Annotated in this window: 21 protein-coding genes; 17 read left to right on the top strand and 4 right to left on the bottom strand. The window is 71.1% G+C overall.

Annotated features, from left to right (window positions below; all coding sequences use genetic code 11):
* The first annotated feature begins 68 nt into the window (after positions 1–68).
* Positions 69–737 (top strand): HAD family phosphatase, encoded by a 669-nt coding sequence (locus tag JYA75_RS22700; protein ID WP_006941379.1) that lies wholly within the window; start codon positions 69–71, stop codon positions 735–737.
* Between the two features lie 44 nt (positions 738–781).
* Here the strand turns inward: JYA75_RS22700 and JYA75_RS22695 are convergent, their stop codons facing one another.
* Together JYA75_RS22695 and JYA75_RS22690 are read right to left on the bottom strand one after the other, a co-directional pair.
* Positions 782–1,762 carry a hypothetical protein gene (locus tag JYA75_RS22695; protein ID WP_203329399.1) on the bottom strand — a complete coding sequence of 327 codons (981 nt, stop codon included), beginning with the start codon at positions 1,760–1,762 and terminating at the stop codon, positions 782–784.
* A 137-nt stretch (positions 1,763–1,899) separates the two neighbouring features.
* The gene (locus tag JYA75_RS22690) at positions 1,900–3,435 is read right to left on the bottom strand and encodes a hypothetical protein (RefSeq protein ID WP_168579416.1); all 1,536 of its coding nucleotides are present in this window, start codon (positions 3,433–3,435) and stop codon (positions 1,900–1,902) included.
* Between the two features lie 123 nt (positions 3,436–3,558).
* Here JYA75_RS22690 and JYA75_RS22685 point away from each other — a divergent pair, with 123 nt between their 5' ends.
* Together JYA75_RS22685 and JYA75_RS22680 are read left to right on the top strand one after the other, a co-directional pair.
* A complete protein-coding gene (locus tag JYA75_RS22685) occupies positions 3,559–4,416 on the top strand; it encodes an AAA family ATPase (RefSeq protein ID WP_043800061.1) in 858 nt (285 codons plus the stop codon).
* Positions 4,413–4,895, top strand: a complete 483-nt coding sequence (locus JYA75_RS22680; RefSeq protein ID WP_185713644.1) for a hypothetical protein — start codon at positions 4,413–4,415, stop codon at positions 4,893–4,895. Before JYA75_RS22685 ends, JYA75_RS22680 begins: the two co-directional genes overlap by 4 nt.
* 539 nt (positions 4,896–5,434) lie before the next feature.
* On the opposite strand, the gene gvpO is transcribed toward JYA75_RS22680, so the two are convergent.
* Complete coding sequence (gene gvpO / locus JYA75_RS22675; RefSeq protein ID WP_203329398.1) at positions 5,435–5,752, bottom strand: gas vesicle protein GvpO; 318 nt, start codon at positions 5,750–5,752, stop codon at positions 5,435–5,437.
* A 207-nt stretch (positions 5,753–5,959) separates the two neighbouring features.
* Here gvpO and JYA75_RS22670 point away from each other — a divergent pair, with 207 nt between their 5' ends.
* Positions 5,960–7,345, top strand: a complete 1,386-nt coding sequence (locus tag JYA75_RS22670; RefSeq protein ID WP_203329397.1) for a wax ester/triacylglycerol synthase family O-acyltransferase — start codon at positions 5,960–5,962, stop codon at positions 7,343–7,345.
* 277 nt (positions 7,346–7,622) lie between these two features.
* On the opposite strand, the gene JYA75_RS22665 is transcribed toward JYA75_RS22670, so the two are convergent.
* On the bottom strand, positions 7,623–7,781 hold the full coding sequence (locus JYA75_RS22665; protein ID WP_165041520.1) for a hypothetical protein: 159 nt from the start codon (positions 7,779–7,781) through the stop codon (positions 7,623–7,625).
* 208 nt (positions 7,782–7,989) lie between these two features.
* On the opposite strand from JYA75_RS22665, the gene JYA75_RS22660 reads away from it, so the two are divergent.
* From JYA75_RS22660 to JYA75_RS22600, 13 genes are all read left to right on the top strand, one after another.
* Positions 7,990–8,730, top strand: coding sequence for a DUF429 domain-containing protein (locus JYA75_RS22660; RefSeq protein WP_006944788.1), 741 nt, complete (start codon positions 7,990–7,992; stop codon positions 8,728–8,730).
* 64 nt (positions 8,731–8,794) lie between these two features.
* A complete protein-coding gene (locus JYA75_RS22655) occupies positions 8,795–9,712 on the top strand; it encodes a pseudouridine-5'-phosphate glycosidase (RefSeq protein ID WP_168579418.1) in 918 nt (305 codons plus the stop codon).
* 374 nt (positions 9,713–10,086) lie between these two features.
* Entirely contained in the window at positions 10,087–11,370 is a 1,284-nt protein-coding gene (locus JYA75_RS22650) for an aromatic ring-hydroxylating dioxygenase subunit alpha (protein ID WP_006944801.1), read from the top strand.
* A gap of 13 nt (positions 11,371–11,383) precedes the next feature.
* Positions 11,384–11,974 (top strand): aromatic-ring-hydroxylating dioxygenase subunit beta, encoded by a 591-nt coding sequence (locus tag JYA75_RS22645; protein WP_043800069.1) that lies wholly within the window; start codon positions 11,384–11,386, stop codon positions 11,972–11,974.
* 10 nt (positions 11,975–11,984) lie between these two features.
* Positions 11,985–12,260: a hypothetical protein gene (locus tag JYA75_RS22640; protein ID WP_029542639.1), complete on the top strand. Its 276-nt coding sequence runs from the start codon at positions 11,985–11,987 to the stop codon at positions 12,258–12,260.
* Positions 12,257–12,964 carry a type 1 glutamine amidotransferase gene (locus JYA75_RS22635; RefSeq protein ID WP_168579421.1) on the top strand — a complete coding sequence of 236 codons (708 nt, stop codon included), beginning with the start codon at positions 12,257–12,259 and terminating at the stop codon, positions 12,962–12,964. The genes JYA75_RS22640 and JYA75_RS22635 overlap by 4 nt, the downstream gene beginning before the upstream one ends.
* Positions 12,954–13,937 carry an NAD(P)/FAD-dependent oxidoreductase gene (locus JYA75_RS22630; RefSeq protein WP_203329396.1) on the top strand — a complete coding sequence of 328 codons (984 nt, stop codon included), beginning with the start codon at positions 12,954–12,956 and terminating at the stop codon, positions 13,935–13,937. Before JYA75_RS22635 ends, JYA75_RS22630 begins: the two co-directional genes overlap by 11 nt.
* A gap of 19 nt (positions 13,938–13,956) precedes the next feature.
* Positions 13,957–14,289 (top strand): ferredoxin, encoded by a 333-nt coding sequence (gene fdxA / locus JYA75_RS22625; protein ID WP_203329395.1) that lies wholly within the window; start codon positions 13,957–13,959, stop codon positions 14,287–14,289.
* 31 nt (positions 14,290–14,320) lie between these two features.
* On the top strand, positions 14,321–15,814 hold the full coding sequence (locus JYA75_RS22620; RefSeq protein ID WP_043800073.1) for a glutamine synthetase family protein: 1,494 nt from the start codon (positions 14,321–14,323) through the stop codon (positions 15,812–15,814).
* Positions 15,815–15,850: 36 nt separating this feature from the next.
* Positions 15,851–17,218: a styrene monooxygenase/indole monooxygenase family protein gene (locus JYA75_RS22615; protein ID WP_203329394.1), complete on the top strand. Its 1,368-nt coding sequence runs from the start codon at positions 15,851–15,853 to the stop codon at positions 17,216–17,218.
* Entirely contained in the window at positions 17,215–18,372 is a 1,158-nt protein-coding gene (locus JYA75_RS22610) for a Xaa-Pro peptidase family protein (protein ID WP_203329393.1), read from the top strand. Before JYA75_RS22615 ends, JYA75_RS22610 begins: the two co-directional genes overlap by 4 nt.
* Positions 18,373–18,388: 16 nt before the next feature.
* The gene (locus JYA75_RS22605; protein ID WP_065922788.1) at positions 18,389–20,188 is read left to right on the top strand and encodes a hydantoinase B/oxoprolinase family protein; all 1,800 of its coding nucleotides are present in this window, start codon (positions 18,389–18,391) and stop codon (positions 20,186–20,188) included.
* A gap of 2 nt (positions 20,189–20,190) precedes the next feature.
* Positions 20,191–22,275, top strand: coding sequence for a hydantoinase/oxoprolinase family protein (locus JYA75_RS22600; protein ID WP_239010486.1), 2,085 nt, complete (start codon positions 20,191–20,193; stop codon positions 22,273–22,275).
* The last annotated feature ends 64 nt before the right edge of the window (positions 22,276–22,339 follow it).

Genomic DNA, 22,339 nt, shown 5'->3' with positions numbered 1-22,339 from the left:
GGATCCGTCCGCCGATCGGTTGCGTGTCGGTGTCGTGCCTGCGGACGAGTGTGGCCGAGACTGGGCCTGTGTCCGATATCGGCGGTGTGGAAGCGGTGGTGTTCGACCTGGACGGTGTGCTGGTCGACTCCGAACCGCTGTGGGAGCAGGTGCGCCGGCAGGTCGTGGCCGAGCACGGGGGTCGGTGGACTGCCGACGCGCAGAGCCGATTGATGGGCATGAGTACCCCGGAGTGGTCGAGGTATCTCAGCGACGGTCTCGGTGTCGACCTGCCGCCCGACGACGTGGCAGCGCTGGTCATCGATCGCATGGGCGCTCGCTACGCCGACCGGCTGCCGCTGATTCCGGGTGCGGTCGAGGCGGTGCGCGCGATGGCGGCGCGGTGGCCGCTCGGGCTGGCCAGCTCGTCCCCGCAGGCTCTGATCGACGGCGTGCTCGACGCCGCAGCGCTGGGAGACGTGTTCACCGTGGCGTTGTCCACCGAAGGTGTGGCGCGTGGGAAGCCGGCACCCGACATCTACCTGACGGTGGCCGAGCGACTCGGGATGGACCCGGCTCGGTGTGCGGCGGTGGAGGATTCCAGCAACGGGCTGCGGTCGGCGGCGTCGGCCGGCATGCGGGTGATCGCGATTCCCCATCCCCGGTACCCACCCGACCCGGATGCGCTCGCCCTCGCAGGACTCGTGCTGCCCGGCTTGGACAGTCTCACCCCGGCCGCGGTGGCAGCGATGAGGTGAGAGGTGGATGTCGGGGCCCTGCCCCGGTGCAGCCGGTCTCGCCCCTATGCCGGCGGACTCGGCGGACCGCCGACCGGCTGACCCGAAACACGTTTGGGAAGAACGGGAGTGGGAGCCGGGACCGCGCAGGGTGCGAATTGCGCGGCCCGGAACAGGTTGTCGGCGACGCACTCGCCGTCGACACCGGCGGGGACGGAACCGGCGACGAGACCGCGGACCTCCCGGTACAGCGCGGTGGTGTGTTCGACGGCGAGCTGCACCGCGAGCTGGTGATACGTCGTGCCGGGATATCCGGGGACCGGCTCACGACCGCGGAGCGTGCCCGGATCGTCCTTGTTCAGGGTCAGGTGACACTCCTCGAACGGGGCGGGCGGGGCGGGCGGGCCCTCGGCCGGTGGGACGGACGACCCGGCCGGGGGAGCGGGTGGACCGCTCGGGCAGCCGTCGAGGCCGTTCGCCGGGGTCAGCTCGAAGTATCCGGTGTGTAGTCCGGCCGGAAGAGCGGCGGGAGCGCACGTCGGAAAGATCGGAGCGAGCCCCGGTGCCCGATCCGTGCCGACGGCCAGCTCGACCCAGTTCGAATGGGAGTAGAAGTCGGCGAGTGCGTGGGTCAGGCCGCCGAAGGCGCTGCGGGCCGCGAAGCCGTTCGCGGAGGTGCGGAACTCCGGCGGGCCGGTGGGTTGCGCACCGGCGATCACGGCGGGCACGAAGAAGTTCCACGCGTCCCGGGCACGGTCGCAGACGTCCGCCGGTCGCGCGGCGTTGTCGAAGTGCCGGAAGGCGTCGCCCTGGAACAGGTCGCTGCCTTCGTTGCCGGTGCCGGTGAGGAGGCTTCCGGTGATCTCGGCGAGCGCCGGGTCGTCGACGCCCCCGTCGGTGGTGGCCGGGGGCAGCGCTGCACGCAGGATCGCGCCGTGGATGTCGGGCGCGAAGGCCAGCGCGTTCGGCGGCATCGACACGGACAGTAGTGCAGCGGTGGCAACCGTCACGATCGTCGACAGACCGGGGCGGGGAAGCAGTGTCATGGGTACTCCGCAGTCGTTGGTGGTGGCAGTCGTGGGTCGTGAGCACCGCGCTGCTTCCGGCGATGCCGCGTTCGTTACCGGTGGTGGCCTCCTCCGAATATCCCCCTCGGCGGCGATCGTCGCCGGGGAATTCGGGATCATCGCAGAGCCTGCCCGGCCGGCACCCCGAACGGCCGCACGAGTACGGCACCCCAGTCCCGCCACGGCGGGCACCGTGGGGGAGGCCGCCCGTTCAGGAAGCGGATCGCCGCGTCCTCGAATGCCGCCGATCTGGGCAGGTACGGGTGGGCGACGCGGGCCGGGCACCCGTTTCGCTCGACGTCGAGCCGCCAGTCGTCCGGCATCAGGGGCAGATCGGTGGCCGCGGGGAGGCTCGTTGCTCGTACCGTTGCGGGAAGTGGCTGAGCGAGGATGGATTCCGCGGCTCCCGCCGTGCCGAGCAGTTCCCGCGCGGCGGGGGTGTCCGGGTCGAAGTGGAACCGGACCAGGTCGGTGGCCGGAGCGGCGGCACGCAGCAGGTCGCCGAAGACGCGGCCGGGCGCGTTCACGTGCGGTGGGGGATAGCCGGTCGGGGTGCTCGGGAACGGGCCGACCAGCAGCAGCGCATCGACGTCGACCCGTCCGGTGGCGACGGCCTCCCACACCACCCACACGGCGTGCGAATGCGCGGCCACCACCAGCGGACGAGGCAGCGCGGACGCCTGCTCGACGAACAGATCGACCTGCTCGTGGAACGGACGCTGGGTGTCGCTCGGCTCGTAGGGGGCACCCGTGCGGATCGGGCAGGTCGCGTCTCGCTGCGGCTGCCCGTCGCCCGGTCCGGCATACGAGAAGTAGTACACCTGCTCGCAGCGGTAACCGAGGCGGTGCACGTCCGTCGCGTGGATCGCGCCCCGCCCCGACGCCGAGTTGATCCCCGACAGGATCAACAGCGAACCCGGCTGCGGCGGGCCGGGTTCCGGCTCGTCGTACCCGCGGGTCGCGACGAATACGAGCGACGCGGCGGCGAGCACCGCGACGAGCGCGGTCAGGACCGCCCCCGGCCGGCGCAGCGCCGGGCGGCCCATCGCCCGGATCGCCAGGCCGGTCGCGACGGCCGAGACCGGGACGAGCGGCACGGTCAGGACCGGGACCAGTTCGGCCACGGCACCCAGCGCCAGGATCACCGCGCAGTACGGCAGCATCACCTCGACGCGCAGCCCCCGCCGCCAGGTCAGCGCGACGGCCGCGCGCAACCGGGATCCGCCCTGCCACGGCACCGGGCCGAGCGTGAGCACCAGCACCCCGATCAGGGCGACGGCGGGCCAGAACAGCCGGGAGTACAGGACCGCGGAGGCGGTGGCGTCGGCGAACGCCGCCAGCAGCACCGGCCCGAACGCGACCGTGTAGAACAGGGCCGCGAAGCGCAGGCGGCGGGCGTCGAGGCCGCCCAGGAGCCACGCCATGAGCGCCACCCTGGCTGCGGCCACCCCGGCGAGCAACACCAGGAACGCCGGCCACGACGATGCCTGCGACAGCAGGATCCGCAGGTCGGTGAATTGATCCAGCGGCGGCAGCGCCACCAGGTGGATGAGCCCCGGCCAGGTCGGGACCGCGTTCGTCGCGGCGAGGAGCACGACGAGCGCCGCCGCGGCCGCGAGCGGCCACCACCGCCTCCACCGTCCCTCTCGCACTCGCGGGCTCCCGTCGCCGACTACCTCGAATCTAGGGGGTGCGCCGGTGCCCGGCGCCGGATTCGTCCGGCTCCCGGTGTACTTTGCTGAGCGAACGAGTAGCGAGTGTGCTGGGGGTGTGGTGTGGCGCGGGTGATCGCGACGATCAATCTGAAGGGCGGCGTCGGCAAGACCACGACGACGGCCGCCCTCGCGGAGTTCATGGCCGCCGAATTCGGGCAGCGGGTGCTGCTGATCGACCTGGACCCGCAGACCAACCTCACCACGATGATGATCGGGGAGGAGCGCTGGCAGGAGCTCAACCAGCTCGACCGCACCCTCGCCACGCTGTTCCGCGGCGCCGTCGATCCCGACGCCCCCGCCTTCGACATCGAGAAGGCCCTCCAGCGCGACGTCTCACCCGTGCGCGCCGTCAAGAACGTCGACCTGCTCGCCTCGTCGCTGGATCTGATGGACATCCAGGAGGGACTGAGCCACCAGCAGTACGCCGACCCGAAGTCCACCCGGCCCCTCGAGGTGCTGCTGCACGCGATCACCCCGATCGCCGACCGGTACGACTACATCCTCGTCGACTGCCCGCCCAACCTCGGCATGCTCACCCAGAACGGTCTGCGGCTGGCGAACGGCTACCTCATTCCGACCATCCCCGACATCCTCTCGACCTACGGCATTCCCCAGCTGCAGACCCGGGTGCGGGCGTTCGCCGAGCGGACGGGACATCCCATCCGCGAGATCGGCCTCGTCATCACCAAGTACCGGAGTGCGTCGAACCTGCACCGCAGCATCATCGAACAGCTGCAGCGCGACGAGCGGATCGCGAACGTCGTGCCGGCGTGGATCCCCGAGGCCAACCAGATCGCGCAGTCCGCGGAGTTCGTCCCGTACGGCACCCTCAAGCGCAAGTACGGCAACTCCGGGCAGTTCGACGCCCTGCGCATGCTGACCGAGGACGTCCTGATGAACGCGCAGGTGCTGCTGTGACCGGCACCGTCGACCGCGACGAGGCCCGCCTCCGAGTGCAGATCGGGGAGGCGAGCGCCGCGCTGCTGCGGCTGCAGGGATCGAGCCCCGCCGCCGCGACCGCCCTGGTGCGGCTGGTGCAGGTGATCGCCGACGAGGCCGCCCGCACCCCGCGGTTCGCGCACGCCCTCGCCTCGGTACTCACCGCGCCGGGAGAGGCGCCGTCGCCCGCCCCGGCACCGCGGAAGGCCCCCGCCGCTCGGCGCGGCACACGCGCCCCGGGGCCGTTCGACCCGTTCGCCGCGTTCCGCGACGGCGGCGAGGCCGGCCTGCGCGCGAAGCTGGCGCCACTGGACGTCGAGCAGCTCAAGGACATCGTCGCCGAGCACGCGATGGACTACGACCGCCTCGCCATGCGCTGGCGCACGCCGAAGAAGTTGCAGGACAGGATCGTCGAGCGGGTCAAGGCACTCACGACGAAGGGCGACGCCTTCCGCTGACGGAGAGCCCGGTGAGGCCGCGGTGACCGCACTGCTGCGGGCCGGGGTCGTCACCGGCGGCACCGTGCGCGTTTACGCACCGTTGTCGCTCCCGGGGGGACGTCACCCACCGGGTGCGGCGGTTCCTCGCCGAAAACGGGGCCTACGTCGTGTCGTCAGCCGACGGGTCGACCGCCACGACGCGCGCGCCGCCGGCGAGCTGCCTGCATTCCGGTGCGCGGTGCCGGCCCACATGCTGCCCCGTACGCGGTCGCGGCCACCCGCATCGACGACGCATGCCTCCTGGCACCCGTGGATGATGTTGCCATGCAATGGGTTCCCTGCTCACGCGGATCGACGCGAGGGTGGGTGATCGCGATGGCTCGCTCGTCATCGGGCCCGGGCCGGACGATGTCCGGGGCGTCGTCGGCCACGCCGGGGACGTCGTCGCCATGCTGACCGCATTGCTCGCGGGTCTGCTGTCCAGGGGTCCGCTCGCATGCTCTCCAACTACGTCCGTTCCACACCGTGACCCACGGTGGCCCGTGAAAGTGCCGCGGTCACCGTCTGCACGTGGGATCGGAGCTGTCACGGCCGTAACGGCCGACTCTCCGGTAGGCCTGCAGAGTGCCGTCGAGAGCGACGTCGACTCGGTAGAGCGCGAGCCGGTCCGCCGAGGAAGGGATCCGACGGTCCTCGAGGACTTCCACCTCGACGATCCAGCTCTCCTCGCTCGGCTCCACCGAGGTGGCTGCCAGCGGTCGTGCAGTGGTCAGCTCGGCCAGGTACCGGGCGGCCGAGGCGGCGGCGCTCGCCGCCGTCAGCTCCTCCGTGTCCGGAGGACGATCGTCGGTATCGGCGGGACCGGGGTCGCTCATGATCGGCCACTCTTCCCTCGTCGTGTGGTCCCTATGATCCTCCCGTCGGGGACGGTCCGGTTCGGATTCGTCGATCGGGGTTCCGAGGACGGCGACAAGGTTGCAGTATCGACAGTGCAGAAGCTTCGGGGGTTCGACCGTAGGACGCACAGCCGGCGGTCCGCGCGCCGCTGCACCGCGAGGTCCGTAGGTGGAGGAGAGTCGGCGATGTCGGTGATGAGCCTTCCCGAGGCGTTGTTCGTCCTGCTCGAGACGCCGTCGCGGCCGATGCACCTCGGTGCCCTCGCGCTGTTCGATCCGCCGCCCGGCGCGGAGGAGAACGCGGCCCGGCGGTTGATCGAGCAGATGTGCGCCGGCGCCGACGTGGCGGAGGCGCTGCGCCGACGCCCGATCCGGCCCGTTCGTGGGGCGGGATATCCGTGGTGGACCCGGGTCGGGCAGATCGACCTGGGATACCACGTGCGTCATGCGGCCGTGCCCGGCAGTGGGTCGATGGCAGACCTGCTGGCACTCGTCTCGCAGATCCACGAGATCCCGCTCACCCCGCAGCATCCGATGTGGGAGGTGCACCTGATCGAAGGTCTCGACGACGGCCGCCTGGCCGTGTATGCCAAGGTCCATCTGTCCCTCGCCGACGGGCCGGCCGGACTGCGCATGCTCTTCCGCAGCCTGTCGAGCGATCCGGACGCCCGTGACTGCCCACCGCCGTGGAACCCCGATGCGGCGGCAGCTGCACCCCTGCACCGCTCGATTGCCGGGACGCTGCTGGGCTCCGGGATGCGAGCCGGCCGCGAACTCGTGTCGATGGCGCCGGCCCTGGCCCGGTTCACCGCCGAAGGGCTGCGCAGGCACGAATTGACGCTGCCCCTGCAGAGCCCACCGACGATGTTCAACATGGACGGCGGCCGGGCCCGGACGCTGGCGATCCGTTCGTGGCCGATTACGCGCCTGCGCACGGTTGCCGCCGCGACAGGCGCGAGCGTCGACGCCGTCGTACTGGGTATGTGCGCCGGCGCCCTGCGCGCCTACCTACACGATCGGTACGCCCTGCCGGACACACCGCTCACGGCGTTGCTGCCGGTGCCGCTCGACCTCGGGCAGGCTGCGGTCGGGCCGGGAGGCCACGAACCCGGCTCGGGAGCGATGGTGGTCGAGCTGGCCACCGACGAACCGGACCCGGCGACGCGCCTGACCCGCATCACCGCGGCACTCACCCACACCGATCGTCTGGTCGGCGCGCTCAGCCGCACCCAGTTCCTGATGCTGAGCGCACTGGCGCTCAGCCCTCTCGCGCTCGAACCCGTGCGCCGGTTCACCGCTGAGATCCCGCCCCCGTTCAACGTGCTCATTTCCTACCTGCCCGGTCCGGCCCGGCCCCGGTACTGGAACGGCGCACACCTCAGCGGCGTCTACCCGGTGCCGGCGCTGTTCCCCGGGCAGGGATTGAGCATCACCCTCACCGGCACCGACGGCCGGCTCGACCTCGGCGTCGTCGGCGACCGGCACGCCGCTCCCCATCTCGATCGGCTCGTCTGCCTGCTCGACGAATCGCTGGCGGACCTCGAGCGCGCAGTATGCACCGCCACGCGATAGCGCCACGCTCGTGCGGCCCCACCGGCACGTTGCTCCCCGTCCAGCGACCCAACCGACGAAGATCGTCGGTCACCGACCGACTGCGACTCGGGGATCAGCAGCCGACAGGGCAGATGGAGGGCTTCGCTTTTGTGGCTCTTCGGGTACAGCCCGTGCGAACCGATTGACGATCACTCGCTGAGGGGGCAGGCGAGATCCGTCGCGCACCGTGATGGCGACGTGGATTGCGCGACGGTCCGCCGATTCCGCAGTCCAGCTGCGCGGCCGACGGGGAGGGTCAGGCCGTTCGGGTCCGTCGATCCACTTCCTTCTCGACGGCGACGGCGAGGTCGTGGACGACCCTGGAGTGCCATTGCTTGTGAGCCGCGAGGTCCGCGGCGAGGGCATGGCAGTCCGGGCATTCCTGTGCGGCGCTGTTCTGCTGGGTGTGCTCCATGGTGTTGCACCTCCTGGAAGAGATATCCGCCTCCACCGTGGCACGGATGCGGAACGTAGTCCACGATTGCGTGCCCGCCGATCGTGTGCGTGCCGGCGGCTTGCTCCCTCCAGCGCGTGCCTGCCCCCGTTGTGGCGGGATCGAGGGGGTGCACGGTGCACAGTACGGGTGCAGGCTCCGGGGCCGGGCAGCGGATACCGTGACGTCCGTGAAGACGGTAGGGGTCGACCTCGCGGCGGAGCCGGCGAAGACGGCGGTCGCCACCGTCGCCTGGGAGCACGGCACCGCGACGGTGCAGGAGCTACGGCTCGGCGCGACCGACCCGGACGTCGTCAACGCGGTGGCCGCCGCGGACCGGACCGGCATCGACGCGCCGTTCGGGTGGCCCGACGCGTTCGTGGACTTCGTCGGCGCGCACCATCGCCTCGAGTACTCGCGCGAACGCGCCCTGAGCAGCCGAGCCGGACGGCTCCCGCTGGTGCGGCGGTTGACCGACCGCGTGGTGCATGCCGGGACGGGAATCGTCCCGTTGAGCGTGTCCGCGGATCTCATCGCCCATGTGGCGCTGCGGTGTGCGGGTCTGCTCGCGGAACTCGATGCCGTCGGGGTGGATGTCGACCGCGTCGACGGAACGGTGGTCGAGGTGTATCCCGCTGCTGCGCTGCAGGGCTGGGGCCTGCCGTTCAAGGGATACAAGAGCGCGAAGAACCGCGAGGCGCGGGCCGCATCGGTGGCCGCACTGGAACGCGCCCTTCCGGGACTGAGGCTCGGCGGCTTCCGGGACCTCTGTGTGGCCTCCGACGACGCGTTCGATGCGGTGGTCGCCGGCCTCGTCGCCCGAGCGGCAGCGCTCGGAAGAACCGTCCGGCCCGATGCGGCGCAGCGCGCCGTCGCGGTCCGGGAGGGGTGGATCCATCTGCCGCTGTGCGGAATCCGTGAGCTGCTCTGAGTTTCGGAGATGATCGGCGACGCTCGCCCTCCGCCGCTACCCTGCACGCAACGAGAGGAGCCGCATGGACCCGGTGATCCGGATATCGGACGAGGTGCGCGACGCCGTCGCAGCCCGCCGGCCGCTGGTGGCCCTGGAATCGACGATCTTCACCCACGGCCTGCCGCGCCCCCGCAACCTCGAGGTGGCGCTCGAGGCGGAGGCGCGGTTGCGGGAGGCGGACGTCGTCCCCGCCACCGTCGGCGTGCTTCGCGGCGTCCCCACCGTGGGGCTGTCCACCGACGAGATCGCCGACCTCGCGACGGCGGAGACGGTGACGAAGCTGAGTGTGCGCGACCTGCCGATCGCCGTGGCGCGACGACTGTCCGGCGGCACCACCGTTGCCGCCACGGCGCTGCTCGCACACCGCGGCGGGGTCGAGGTCTTCGCGACGGGCGGGCTGGGCGGCGTGCACCGCGGCGCGCAGAGCACCTTCGACGAGTCCGCCGACCTGGTCGCCCTGTCCACCGTGCCGATCCTCGTCGTCAGCGCCGGCGTCAAGTCGATCCTCGACATCCCGGCCACGCTGGAGCGGCTCGAGACCCTGAGCATTCCGGTCGTCGGCTACCGCACGACCAGCTTCCCCGGCTTCTACATCCGCGACAGCGGCTGCCCGCTCGAACATTCCGTCGGGTCGCCGGCCGAGGTCGCCGCCCTTGTCCGTGCCCGGGACGCAATCGGCCTGAAAGCCGGTGTCCTGCTTGCGAATCCGGTATCGGAAGACGCCCAGCTCGACCCCGCGCTGCATGCGCGGGTGCTGCACGAGGCCGAGGAGCGGGCCGCGGCGGCCGGAGTGGTCGGCAAGGACACCACGCCGTTCCTGCTCGACCACTTCCACCGCGCGACCGGCGGCCGCAGCCTCGACGTCAATGTCGAGGTCTATCGGGGCAATGTCGCGCTCGGCGGTGCCGTCGCCACGGCGCTCGCCGCCGAACCGCGATAGCCGCCGGCCGGGGTTCCCGCCCGCCGCCTCGAGGGCGGCCGTGCCCGGTGCGCCACCGCGCGTTGACAGCGACTGTGACCTGGGGCACAATCATGCCCACGTCCGGCGGGTGTCGTAACCCCGCCGTAATCGGCCGTCGTGCCGCGACCCGTCATGGGTCCGTTCTGTAAATCTCTTGTTACACACGGGATTTCTGGTGTCGTTCGACCCTTGCGGGCCGGTGAATACCCCTCCTGGGAGGGATACCGAGCCCCGTGCGGCCCGGCCAGGATTAACCCGACGCGAACGCAATCCGACGCGATCGGAAACCGCCCGAACCTCGGGCGACGACGAACGATCCCGCCACGTGACGCCTCGGCGAAAGGGCAAGAGCCATGACCGTGAGTTCCACCCACTCGTACGACGAGCTGGTGCAGCACGACCGGGTGCACCGCACGCTGTACACCGACCCGTCGATCTTCGACGACGAGATGCGCCGCGTCTTCGGCCGCACCTGGGTGTACCTCGCGCACGAGAGTCAGGTCCCCACTCCCAACAGCTACCGCACCGGCTACCTGGGTCTGCGCCCCATCATCGTCACCCGAGACCGGGCCGGCGAGCTGCACGCCCTGTTCAACCGCTGCACCCACCGGGCCGCCACCGTCTGCCGCGACGAGAGCGGCACCGCCAAGAACTTCCAATGCCCGTATCACGGATGGACTTTCAAGAACACCGGGCAGCTCGTGGGGGTGCCGTGGCCCGACGCGTACGGACCGGACTTCGAGCGCACCGACCTGAACCTCGGCGTGGTGCCGAGGGTGGAGAGCTACCGCGGCTTCGTCTTCGGCACCCTCAACGCCGATGCGCCGCCGCTCGCCGAGCATCTCGGCCCGGTCCGCGAACCCCTCGACTACTGGATCGACCGCGCCCCGGGTGGTGAGGTGTTCCTCCGCAACTCCGCGCACCGCATGGTCTACCGCGGCAACTGGAAGCTGGCGTACGACAACGCCGGCGACGGATACCATCCGGCGTTCTCGCACCGCTCCCTGCTGCAGATGGCCGAACGGCTCGGCGAGTCCAAGGACATGACGTACTTCGGCCGCACCCCCGACCGCGGCCCCATGTACGTGCAGTACCTCGGCAACGGACACACCTTCATCGACCAGCGCCCCAGCTACGACGGCCCCGGCGCGTTCTGGGCCAACCAGCGCCCGCAACCCGGGCGGGAGGTGTTCGAGGAGCTGATCCGCAGCGAGTACCCCGACGACGCGCTGCGCTACCTCGACCTGACCGTCGGCGCCCAGATCAACCTCAACATCTTCCCGAACCTGCTCATCATCGGGAACCAGGTGCAGGTGATCGAGCCGCTCGCCGTGGACCGTACCCAGCTCACCTGGTACGCCACCACCGTCGGCGGTGTCCCGGACGAGGTCAACGTCCTGCGCATGCGCACCCAGGAGGACTTCCCGGCCTTCGGCGAACCCGACGACCAGGCCAACTTCGAGGAGGCCCAGCGCGGCCTGAGCATCCCGGAGGTCGCATGGGTGCAGATGAACCGCGGATTCGGTGTGGAGGGCCGGCAGAAGGTCGACGCCGACGGCGTCGTGACCGGGCCGGTGACCGACGAGCTGCACATGCGCGGCTACTACCAGGAATGGCTCCGGCTGATGAGCCGGTGAAGGGACACGACAGATGACCGTGCAGAGCAACGAACGCCACGACACTTCCCGGTACTCGTACTACCTGGACTCCGCCTACTACGACCACCTGGCCGAGCTGATGGGGGCCTGGCAGGAGGACTGGAGCGAACCCGATCCGCGGGTGCGCTCCGAGGTCGAGAACCTGCTCTACCGGGAGGCGCGCCTGATCGACGACGGCCGCTTCAACGACTGGGTGGAGCTGTTCACCGACGAATGCCTCTACTGGGTGCCCACCACCCCCGGCGGCGGCGACCCCCGGCGCGAGGTGTCCCACGCCTTCGACGACCGTCGCCGGCTGATGGACCGGATCTACTGGCTGCGCACCGGACTCGCGTTCTGCCAGATCCCGTCGTCGCGCACCCGGCGGCTCGTCACCAACGTCGAGGTCCTCGACGCACCCGACCGCCGGCTCGTGCGATCGAACTTCCTGATCACCGAGTTCCGGGCGGGCACGACCAAGACGTACGCCGGCTGGTGCGGGCACGAACTCGTCCGCCGGGACGAGCAGTGGCGGATCGCGGTCAAGCAGGTCAACCTCGTCGACTGCGAACACGGCCACGAGAACCTGACCCTCGTCCTCTGACGGGCCCGCCATGACCGACAACACCGAACTCGACCGCCTGCGCGCCGAGGTGGACCGGCTCACGCGGCGCGTCGACCGCCTCGACCGCGAGCTCGCCGCCCACCGGCAGGTCGCCGACGCGATCCGGCGCGCGCAGTTCTGGGACTTCACCCCCTACGAACTCGTCCCGGACGGCAGCTGGATCGCCGTCGACCGCGCCGACGCCGTCGCCCTGCTGCGCGCCCTCGCCGCCACCGACCACTGGCGACCGTGGACACACACTCTGGAACCCCGAGGTGCCGTATGAAACCCCTGCTCGTCGTCGCCCACGTCGACGACCCCGACCTGACCGTCCTCGGCGACGTCGTGCGCGATCACGGCGTCCCGATCCGGATCGTCCGCCCCTTCCGCGGCGACGTGCTGCCCGCGCCGGACGAGGCCGCCGCGGTGATCTGCCTGGGCGGTAAGGAGTCCGCCGACGACCCGCACGACTACCTGCTGCGCGAACGGGACTTCCTGCGCACCGCCGCGGCCACCGACGTGCCCACGCTCGGGATCTGCCTCGGCTCCCAACTGCTCGCCCTCGCGCTCGGCGGCACGGCGGTGCGCGGCAGCGACCGTGCCGAGGTCGGCTTCGTCGACGTCACCGCCTGCGGGGCGGGGCTGGATCACCCCGTCGATTTCACCGGCACCCGGTTCTCCTTCCACTGGGACACCTTCCAGCTGCCGCCCGACGTGACCGTCCTGGCCCGGTCCCGGGACTTCGTGCAGGCCTTCGCGTTCCGCTCCGCCATCGGGGTGCAGTACCACCCCGAGAGCTCCGTCGACGGCATCGCCGGGCTCATGGCCGGCGAGCCGGACAAGGTCCGCGCCGCCGGCGCCGACCCCGACGAAATCCGTTACAAGGCACCGGAGTTCGCCGATCCCTCCCGTGATCACCTCGCCGACCTCGTCGAGCACCTGCTCGCCCCGGCGCTGTGCCCGAGTCCCGGAGCCGGTCATGAACACTGACGCCGACCTGCTCATCCTCGGTGCCGGCCCCACCGGCCTGTACGCCGCCTACTACGCCCGCATCCGCGGCCTGCGCACCGTCGTCGTCGACGCGCTCCCCGAGCTCGGCGGCCAGGTCGCCGCGCTCTACCCGGAGAAGGAGATCTACGACGTCGCCGGCCTGCCCGCGGTGAAGGGCAAGGACCTCGTCCGGCAGCTCGTCGAGCAGGCCGGCGACGACGTCGAGTACTTCCTCGGCCGGCAGGCCGTGGACCTCGATCGCGACGGCGACGTGCTCACCGTCCGCACCGACGACAACGAGCGCATCCGCACCCGCGCCGTCCTCGTCGCCGGCGGCATCGGGTCCTTCCGGCCCCGGCCCCTCGCCGCCGCCGACAGGTACGCCGGGCGCGGCGCCGCGTACTTCGTCACCGACCTCGGCGACTACCGTGACCGCGACGTCGTGGTCGTCGGCGGCGGGGACTCGGCCCTCGACTGGGCGCTCGCCCTCCATCCGATCGCCGGGTCCGTCACCCTCGTGCACCGCCGCGACCGCTTCCGCGCGCACGCCGCGTCGGTGGACGAACTGCGCCGCCGCGGCGCGACCATCCACACCAACGCCGAGGTCACCGCCGCACACGGCACCGACAGTCTCGAACTCGTCGAGGTCCTGCGCCACGAGCACGGCGACACCGTGCGGCTGCCGGCGCAGAAGCTGATCGCCGCGCTCGGCTTCACCGCCCAGCTCGGGCCGTTGCGCACCTGGGGCCTCGAACTCCACGGTCAGCACATCGTGGTCGGCCGCGACATGGCCACCAACGTCCCCGGCGTCTACGCCGCCGGCGACATCGCCGAGTACCCCGGCAAGGTGCGGCTGATGTCCGTCGGCTTCGGTGAGGCCGCGACCGCCGTCAACCACATCGCGCACCGCATCGACGACGATGCGCCGCTGTTCCCCGGCCACTCCACCGACGCCGGCCCCGTCCCGAGCTGACGCACCCCCAGGAGGAACCGTGCCGTACTTCATCGGAGAACCCTGCACCGACGTCATGGACAAGTCGTGCATGGAGGAATGCCCCGTCGACGCCATCTACGAGGGCGCCCGCAAGCTCTACATCCACCCGTTCGAATGCGTCGACTGCGGTGCCTGCCAATCGGTCTGCCCGATGGAGGCCATCTCGAACGACCGCCGGGTGGACGAGATCACCCGCATCCATCTCGAGGACAACGCCGTCTTCTTCAGTTCGGTGCTGCCCGGGCGCGACGTCCCGCTCGGCTCCCCGGGCGGGGCGGTGCACACCGGCCCGATCGGGGTCGACACCCCGCTCGTCGCGGCACGCGACTGACCCCACGAACCCACCCCTCACGGAGGACCGCATGTCCACTTCAGCCAAGTTCGTCGCCCGCCACGCCCTGTACGACGCCGCGCAGCAGGAGGCCGCCGACCGCGCCCGGAACCTTCTCGCGGAGAAGGGCATCGAGATGGTCCGCCTGGCCTGGCCGGATCAGCACGGCCTGATCCGCGGCAAGACGATGACCGTCGACAGCTACCTGGCGGCGCTCGAGTCCGGCACCGAGATCACCATGGCGCCGTTCTTCTTCGACACCGCCAACGCCATCGTCTTCAACCCGTTCAGCCCCGGCGGCGGGTTCGACATGCCCGAGCTGTCCGGCAGCCCGAACCTCACCATGGTTCCGGACCCCACCACCTTCCGGGTGCTTCCGTGGGCGCCGGACACCGGCTGGGTGCTGTGCGACCTGTACTTCCGCGACGGCAGCCCCTTCCCGTTCTCCCCCCGCAGCATCCTGCGCAACACCCTCGCCCAGCTCGAAAGCGCCGGCTACCACCTGATCACCGGCCTCGAGGTCGAGTGGTATCTCACCCGCGTCCTCGACGACAAGCTCGTCACCGGCTCCCTCGGTGCCCCCGGGATGCCCGCCGACCCGCCGGAGGTCGCGGCCGTCGCCCGCGGCTACAACTACCTCCTCGAATCGCATCTCGACGAGATCGACGACGTGCTGCGCCCGGTGCGACAGGCCGTCACCGCGCTCGGGCTGCCGCTGCGCTCGATCGACGACGAGTGGGCGCCGAGCCAGGTCGAGACCACCTTCGACGTGCTCGAGGGCATGGCCGCCGCGGATTCGATGCTGCTGTTCCGCTCCGCCGTCAAGCAGATCTGCCGCCGCGGTGGCTACCTCGCCTCCTTCATGTCCACCCCGGGCATCCCCGGCTTCTACGCCAGCGGCTGGCACCTGCACACCTCCCTGGTCGACACCGTCACCGGCGAGAACGTCATGGTGCCGGGGGAGGGGGAGCTGCTGTCCGACATCGGCCGGCACTACGTCGGCGGCACCCTGGCCCACGCCGCCGCCGCGTCGCCGTTCATGACGCCCACGATCAACGGGTACCGCCGCCGTCGCCCGTACTCCCTGGCCCCGGACCGGCTGACGTGGGGCCTGGACAACCGGGCCGCGATGATGCGCGTCATCAGCGCCCCCGGTGACAAGGCCTCACATGTCGAGAACCGCGTCGGCGAGCCCGCCGCCAACCCGTACCTGTACATCGCGGCGCAGGCCGCCGCGGGGCTCGACGGCATCAAGAACAAGACCGAGCCGGGTGCCCCGTCGGTGGATCCGTACGCCGCCGACGTTCCGCACCTGCCCACGAGCCTGAAGGAAGGGCTCGCGGCCCTGGGGGCGAGCCGGTTCTACCGGGAGGCGTTCGGCGACCGTTTCGTCGACTACCTCGTCACCATGAAGTCCAGCGAGGTCTCGCGCTACGAAGCGCACCTGGCCGAGCAGCCCGACCCGCAGGGCTACGCCGAGACCGTCACCGAGTGGGAACACCGCGAATACTTCGAACTCTTCTGACCACCGCTCCACCCACCGGCACAAGGGATGACCGCCATGAGAAGAATCTCCGTGATCGGGGCCGGCCAGGCCGGAACCCTCCTGTCGATGGCCCTGCAGGCCAACGGCTTCCAAGTAGACCTCTACACCGACAAGACCGCCGAGGAGATCCTGCACGAGACCTCCCCGACCGGCACCGCGGCCCTGTTCCACCGCTCGGTCGCCACCGAGCTGCGGCTCGGCTGCCCCGGCTACGACGACAAGGGCGTGCCGATGGACGCCCTACACGTGTGCTTCAGCCCGAAGATCGGGCAGGAGCTGGTGCACTTCGGCTCCGCGCTCGGCGACGCCGCCGGCGGTGCCGTGGACGTGCGCCGCAAGTCGTACGACCGGATGGTGCGCCTGGCCGAACTCGGCGGCAACATCGTCGTGACATCGGTGCAGCCCGACGACCTCGACGACATCGCCGCCGGCAGCGACCTGACCGTCGTCTCCACCGGCAAGTACGGATTGTCGTCGCTGTTCGCCCGCGACGCGCGGCGCAGCGTCTACGACACCCCGCAGCGCAACCTCGCCATGGTGCTCGTGCGCGGCATCCCCACCGACGGCACCGCCTTCCCCAACCGTGTCGAGGGCTCGACGGGCGTGTGCTTCAACCTCTTCGGCGACGCCGGGGAGATCTTCTGGGTGCCGTTCCTGCACAAGTCCGGCGAGAACGTCTGGTGCCTGGTGTTCGAGGCCAAGCCCGGCGGCCCGTTCGACTGCTGGGCCGACGTCACCACCGTCGAGCAGGCCTTCGCGACCGCCTCGCGCCTGGCCCGCGACTACGCCCCGTGGGACTGGCCGTCGATGCGGAACATGGAGCCGATGCTCGACGACCCGCACTCGTGGCTCAAGGGCCGGGTCACCCCGTCCGTGCGCTCCGGGCTGGGCACCACCCCGGGCGGCCGGCCGATGATGAGCCTCGGCGACACGTCCGTCGCCTACGACCCCGTCGCCGGTCAGGGCGCCGGCTCCGGCATCCGGCAGGCCGGGCACTACTTCGACGCCCTCCTCGCCCGCGGCGACGGACCCTTCGACGCCGAATGGATCACCCGCACCTTCGAAGGCGTCTACGAGGAGCACATCGCCGGCACCTACCGGTTCACCAACCTGCTCCTCGAACCGCTCGGCAAGACACCGCAGCGGGTGCTCACCGCGTGCTTCGCCGACCAGCGCCTCGCCACCCGCTTCGCGCAGGTCTTCGACGCACCTCCCACCGCCTTCCCGTGGCTCACCGAGCGCGCGGCCGCCGACCGGTGGATCGGCGAGCACACCGATCGCCGCCCCGGCGCGGTCGTCGCCGCCGGCACCGCGAAGATCCTCGCCGGGCAGGTCCGGAACACGCTGCGCGGCAGCCACTTCCCGCGGGCGGTGAGCGCGTGATCGCCACCCTCGCCGAGCGCGACCGGCGCTGGCGGCTGCTGCACGAGCGGATGGAGCGCGACGGTTACGACGCGCTGCTGTTCGCCGCCGCCGACTACCGCGGCCACAAGGGCGCCCTGCGCTACCTCGCCGACTACAACCTCTCGCACCGCTACGGCTACGCCGTCCTGCACCCCGGCGCCGCGCCCACCCTCGTGCTGCCGAAGAACCTCGAGGGCGGCCGCCGGCCCCGCACCGGCTGGATCGACGACTACGTCTACGCCGAGAAACTCTCCGAGGCGCTCGTCAAGACCCTCACCCGGGGTGCGGCACCGGCCCGCGTCGGCATCGTCGGCATGGGGCAGGTCATGAAGGTCGAGGACTACCTGCACCTCACCGAGGAACTGCCCGGCACCGTGTTCGAGGACGCGAGTGCGATGTTCGAGCAGGTCCGCGCCGTGAAGACGGCCGCCGAGATCCGTGGCGCCGAGGAGTCCGCGTACATCGCCGACCGCTGCTTCGAACGGCTGCTCGAGATCGCCCGCCCCGGCACGACCGAACGCGCCGTCGCCGCCGAGATGTACCGCGTCGCCTACTCGCTCGGCGCCGAGGACCCGCTGTTCCTCACCATGTACGCCGACGACGAGCCGACCGGCCCGTGCCCGACGTTCGGGGCCCCCGGCGGCCGGGAACTCACCGCCCACGACGTGTTCACCTTCAGCTACGAACTCGTCGGGCCCGCCGGCTACTGGATGGAACTGTCCCGCATGGTCACCTTCGCCCCGCCCACGCCGGAGGTGCAGCGCCTCGCCGACGCGGTGTGCTCCGGCATGGCCGCCGGAAGCGCCGCCCTGCGCCCCGGCACCACGATGTCCGGTGTGCAGCGCGACGTCATCGCCGCGATCGAGCAGCACGGGGTCAGGTCGTCCTACTGGTCCGGCCACGGCCTCGGCCTCGACGTGCTCGAGGAGCCGTGGGTGGGCCTGGAGATGGTGCAGGACAACGAGAACCACGAGGCCGTCACCGTCACCGCCGAGGGCATGGTGATCGCCCTGCACCCCATGCTGTGGGACGCCGACTCCGGCGCCATGGGCTACATGGCCGACACCTGCGTCGTCGAGGCCGGGCGCACCCGCACCCTGTCCAAGTTTCCGACCGAGCTGTACCGGGTCTGAGAGAGGTAGAGCAATCATGACCACCCTGGAACGCCCCACCGCCGGCACGGCGGGCGGCACCGCCATCGACCCGATCCTCGCGTCGGTGCTGCAGCGGCGCGTCGACGCCATCGCCAAGGAGATGGCGACGATGCTGATGCGCTCGTCCCGCTCGCCGATCTTCAACGAGATCGGCGACCTGGTGACGGTGCTGTTCGACAAGCACGGCCGCACCCTCGCCCAGGCCGAGTTCGCCGCCATCATCGCCTTCGGCGCCCAGCCGCCACTCGAATACATCATCGACTACTTCGGCGACGACATCGCCGAGGGCGACGTCATCCTCCACAACGACGTCTACACCGGCGGCAACCAGAACGCCGACACCGGCGTCTACCTGCCCATCTTCCACGAGGGCGAACTCGTCGGCTGGGCCGCCGCCAAGGGCCACATGGCCGACATCGGCGGCATGACCATCGGCGGCTACAACCCCAGCGCCACCGAGATCTGGCAGGAGGCCCTGCGCATCCCGCCCGTGAAGATCATGGCCGGGGGAGTGCTGCGCAAGGACGTGTGGGACTTCGTCGGCGCCAACATCCGCATCGACTTCGTCATGGAGGACATCAAGTCCATGGTCGGCGCGTGCACCGTGGGCTCGCGCCGCCTCGTCGAACTGCTCGGCCGCTACGGCCGCGGCACCTTCGACGCCCACATGGACTACATCCTCGACAGCTCCGAGAAGCAGGTCCGTGCCGAGATCGGCCGCTGGCCCGACGGGGTGTACCACGGCGAGAGCTGGATGATCTCCGACGGCCTCGACCCCACTCGCCGCTACAAGGTCGCCTGCGACATCACCGTCTCCGGCGACGAGGTCACCTTCGACTTCTCCCGCACCGACGATCAGGCCCCCGGCATCACCAACATGCCGCCCGCCTCCGCGATGGGCGCCGTGCGCATCGCGTTCCTCATGCTCGTCGCCGCCGGCGGCATCAACATCCCCACCAACGACGGCCTGTTCCGGCCCGTGCACACCGTGTTCCGGCCCGGCTCGCTGCTCAACCCGCACTTCCCGGCCGCGACCATCTTCGGCAACCAGATGTGCGACGAGGTCGTCGACGCCATCATGTCGGCCCTCGCCGACGCCCTGCCGGACCGCGTCACCGCCGGGTGGAACAAATTCATCTGCACCGCCCTCAACGGCACCGACCCGCGCACCGAACAGCCGTTCGTGACCCTCACCGTGTTCCAGCGCAACGGCCCCGGCGCCATGAAGGGCACCGACGGTTGGGACGCGCTCGGCTTCACCGGCACCGCCGGGCAGATGCGCTCCCCGGACCCGGAGATGTTCGAGCTGTCGAGCCCGCACTTCCTCGAATATCACGAGTACCTACCGGATTCGGCCGGCGCCGGCCAGTGGCGCGGCGGCCTCGGCACCCGCTCGGCGTGGCGCTGCTACGGCGACTCCGAAATCGGCGTCACCATCGGCGAATCCGTCGAATCCGAGGGCGGCGCCCCCGGAGCCGGCCTGTTCGGCGGCGGCCCCTCCGGCATGAACCGCATGACCGTCGAATACCCCGACGGCACCACCCACGAGTGGGGGTCGAAGGAACTCGTCGAGCTCCCGTCCGGCTCGGTGGTCCGCTCCGTCAGCGGCGGCGGCGCCGGCTACGGCGACCCGCTGCTGCGGCCCGCCGACCTCGTCGCCGACGAGGTCCGCAACGAACTGCTCTCCGCGGAACAGGCCCGCATCCGCTACGGCGTCGTCGTCGACGCCGCCACCCGCACCCTCGACGCCGAGGCAACCGCTCAGCTGCGCAACACCCGGAAAGGCGGACAGTGACCATGTCGGCAACACCCAGCATCCGCATCGGAGTCGACGTCGGTGGCACCTTCACCGACTTCCTCGTCGTCCACGAGGACGGCACCCGGCTCGTGCACAAGACCAGCTCCATCCCCTCCGACCCGTCCACCGCGGTCGTCAAGGGCCTGACCGAGATCGCCGAGCGGCGCGGGGAGACCCTCACCGGCCTGCTCGCGCAGGTCCACACCATCGTGCACGGCACCACCGTCACCACCAACGCCCTGCTCACCCGCACCGGCGCCAAGACCGGCCTGCTCACCACCGAGGGCTTCCGCGACGTGCTGCAGATGCGCGACGGCACCCGCGAGGACGCCTACGACAACCGGCTCACGCCGCCGGCGCCGCTCGTGCCCCGGGCGCTGCGCCGGCCCGTCGGCGGCCGCCTCGACCACGAGGGCACCGAGGTCACCCCGCTCGCCACCGACGACGTGCGTGCCGCCGCCGAACTGTTCCGGCGCGAGGGCGTCGAGGCCGTGGCGGTGTCGTTCATGCACTCGCACGCCGGCGACGAGCACGAACGACAGGCCGCCGACATCCTCGCCGCCGAGCTGCCCGGCGTGTACCTGACCCGCTCGAGCGAGCTGCTGCCGCAGGTGCGCTACTACGACCGCACCAGCACCGCCGTGCTCAATTCCTATGCGGGACCGATCATCACGCGCTACCTTCGGGTGCTCACCGAGGCGCTCGACGCGGCGGGATTCACCGGCATCCTGCTGCTCATGCAGTCCAACGGCGGCGTCGCCACCCCCGACGAGCTGGCCCGCCGTGCCGCCCTGTCGCTGCTGTCCGGCCCGGCGTCCGGGCCCACCGCCGGCCTGCTCGAGGTCGCCCCGCACGGCTGGGACCGCTGCCTGACCGTCGACATGGGCGGCACCAGCTTCGACGCCGCCGTCGTCAACGACGGCCGGCCGCTCGTGATGACCGACGGGCAGATCGACCGCGGCCGCATCGCCCTGCCCATGGTCGACATCCACACCATCGGCGCCGGCGGCGGCAGCATCGCCTACGTCGACGAGGGCGGCCTGCTGCGCGTCGGCCCCGAGAGCGCCGGCGCCGTCCCCGGACCCGCCTGCTACGGCCGCGGCGGCACCCGCGCCACCGTCACCGACGCCGACGTCGTCCTCGGCTACGTCGACCCCGCGAGCTTCCTCGGCGGCGACATCCCCCTCGACCGGGAGGCCTCGATCGAGGCGATCCGCCGCGACGTCGCCGAACCCCTCGGCATCTCCGTCGAGGAGGCCGCCGCCGGCATCTACGACGTCGTCAACGTCGGCATGGCCGCCGGTGTCCGGGAGATCACCGTCCGCCGCGGTCTCGACGCCCGCGACTTCCCGATCGTCGTCGCCGGGGGAGCCGGGCCCGTCCACGCCGCCGCCATCGCCCGCGAACTCGAGATCCCCGTGCTCGTCACCCCGCGCGAGTCGTCGATCTTCTGCGCCGCCGGCATGCTCGTGTGCGACTTCCAGCACGACTTCGTGCAGAGCCACAAGGCCGAACTCGCCGCCCTCGACACCGGAGAACTCCTCGGGATCTGGCACGACATGGCCATGCGCGGCCGCAAGATCCTCGCCGAGGAAGGCGTCGCCGACACCGAGGTGACCCTGCAACCCTCGCTGGACATGCGCTACCGCGGCCAGTGGTACGAGATCAACGTGCCGCTCGACCCGTCGTCCCTCGACGGCGTCGACCTCGCCGACGTCGCCGAGCGGTTCCACGCCATGCACGACGCCCTGTTCGGCTACCGCTCCCCGGACATGCCGATCGACGTGCTCAACATCCGGCTCAGCGTCGTCGGCACCACCCCCAAGCCGCGCCTCGACAGCGCCGTCGTGCCCACCGGCGACGGCACCGGGCGGATCGGCACCCGCCCGATCTGGTCGGTGCTGCACCGGACGATGGTCGAGGCCGCGGTGTACGACGGGCACGGCCTCGGCGTGGGCGCACACTTGGAGGGGCCGGCGATCATCGAACTGGGCACCAGCAGCGTCGTGGTGCCCGACGAGTTCGCCGTCGAGGTCGACGACCGCGGGTCGTTCGTCCTCCGCTACCGGCCGGCGGCGTCCTGAACGCCGGGCGGGTTGCCGATACGAGGGTGGAGGCCGCCGCACGGGCGGCCGAGGAGGTGCAGGG

Origin of the sequence: Rhodococcus sp. PSBB066 (assembly GCF_017068255.1) — a bacterium.
Classification (GTDB): domain Bacteria; phylum Actinomycetota; class Actinomycetes; order Mycobacteriales; family Mycobacteriaceae; genus Rhodococcus; species Rhodococcus aetherivorans.
The sequence above is the reverse complement of the archived record's forward strand: the minus strand, read 5'-3'. Positions and strand labels throughout refer to the sequence as shown.

What these genes read in the sequence shown, in the direction of transcription:
- JYA75_RS22695 (WP_203329399.1), bottom strand. Translation starts at nt 1,762, where the DNA reads ATGACACTGCTTCCCCGCCCCGGTCTGTCGACGATCGTGACGGTTGCC.
- JYA75_RS22665 (WP_165041520.1), bottom strand. Translation starts at nt 7,781, where the DNA reads ATGGAGCACACCCAGCAGAACAGCGCCGCACAGGAATGCCCGGACTGC.
- JYA75_RS22650 (WP_006944801.1), top strand. Translation starts at nt 10,087, where the DNA reads ATGACCGTGAGTTCCACCCACTCGTACGACGAGCTGGTGCAGCACGAC.
- JYA75_RS22600 (WP_239010486.1), top strand. Translation starts at nt 20,191, where the DNA reads ATGTCGGCAACACCCAGCATCCGCATCGGAGTCGACGTCGGTGGCACC.
- gvpO (WP_203329398.1), bottom strand. Translation starts at nt 5,752, where the DNA reads ATGAGCGACCCCGGTCCCGCCGATACCGACGATCGTCCTCCGGACACG.
- JYA75_RS22620 (WP_043800073.1), top strand. Translation starts at nt 14,321, where the DNA reads ATGTCCACTTCAGCCAAGTTCGTCGCCCGCCACGCCCTGTACGACGCC.
- JYA75_RS22615 (WP_203329394.1), top strand. Translation starts at nt 15,851, where the DNA reads ATGAGAAGAATCTCCGTGATCGGGGCCGGCCAGGCCGGAACCCTCCTG.
- JYA75_RS22655 (WP_168579418.1), top strand. Translation starts at nt 8,795, where the DNA reads ATGGACCCGGTGATCCGGATATCGGACGAGGTGCGCGACGCCGTCGCA.
- JYA75_RS22645 (WP_043800069.1), top strand. Translation starts at nt 11,384, where the DNA reads ATGACCGTGCAGAGCAACGAACGCCACGACACTTCCCGGTACTCGTAC.
- JYA75_RS22630 (WP_203329396.1), top strand. Translation starts at nt 12,954, where the DNA reads ATGAACACTGACGCCGACCTGCTCATCCTCGGTGCCGGCCCCACCGGC.
- JYA75_RS22635 (WP_168579421.1), top strand. Translation starts at nt 12,257, where the DNA reads ATGAAACCCCTGCTCGTCGTCGCCCACGTCGACGACCCCGACCTGACC.
- JYA75_RS22605 (WP_065922788.1), top strand. Translation starts at nt 18,389, where the DNA reads ATGACCACCCTGGAACGCCCCACCGCCGGCACGGCGGGCGGCACCGCC.
- JYA75_RS22670 (WP_203329397.1), top strand. Translation starts at nt 5,960, where the DNA reads ATGTCGGTGATGAGCCTTCCCGAGGCGTTGTTCGTCCTGCTCGAGACG.
- JYA75_RS22640 (WP_029542639.1), top strand. Translation starts at nt 11,985, where the DNA reads ATGACCGACAACACCGAACTCGACCGCCTGCGCGCCGAGGTGGACCGG.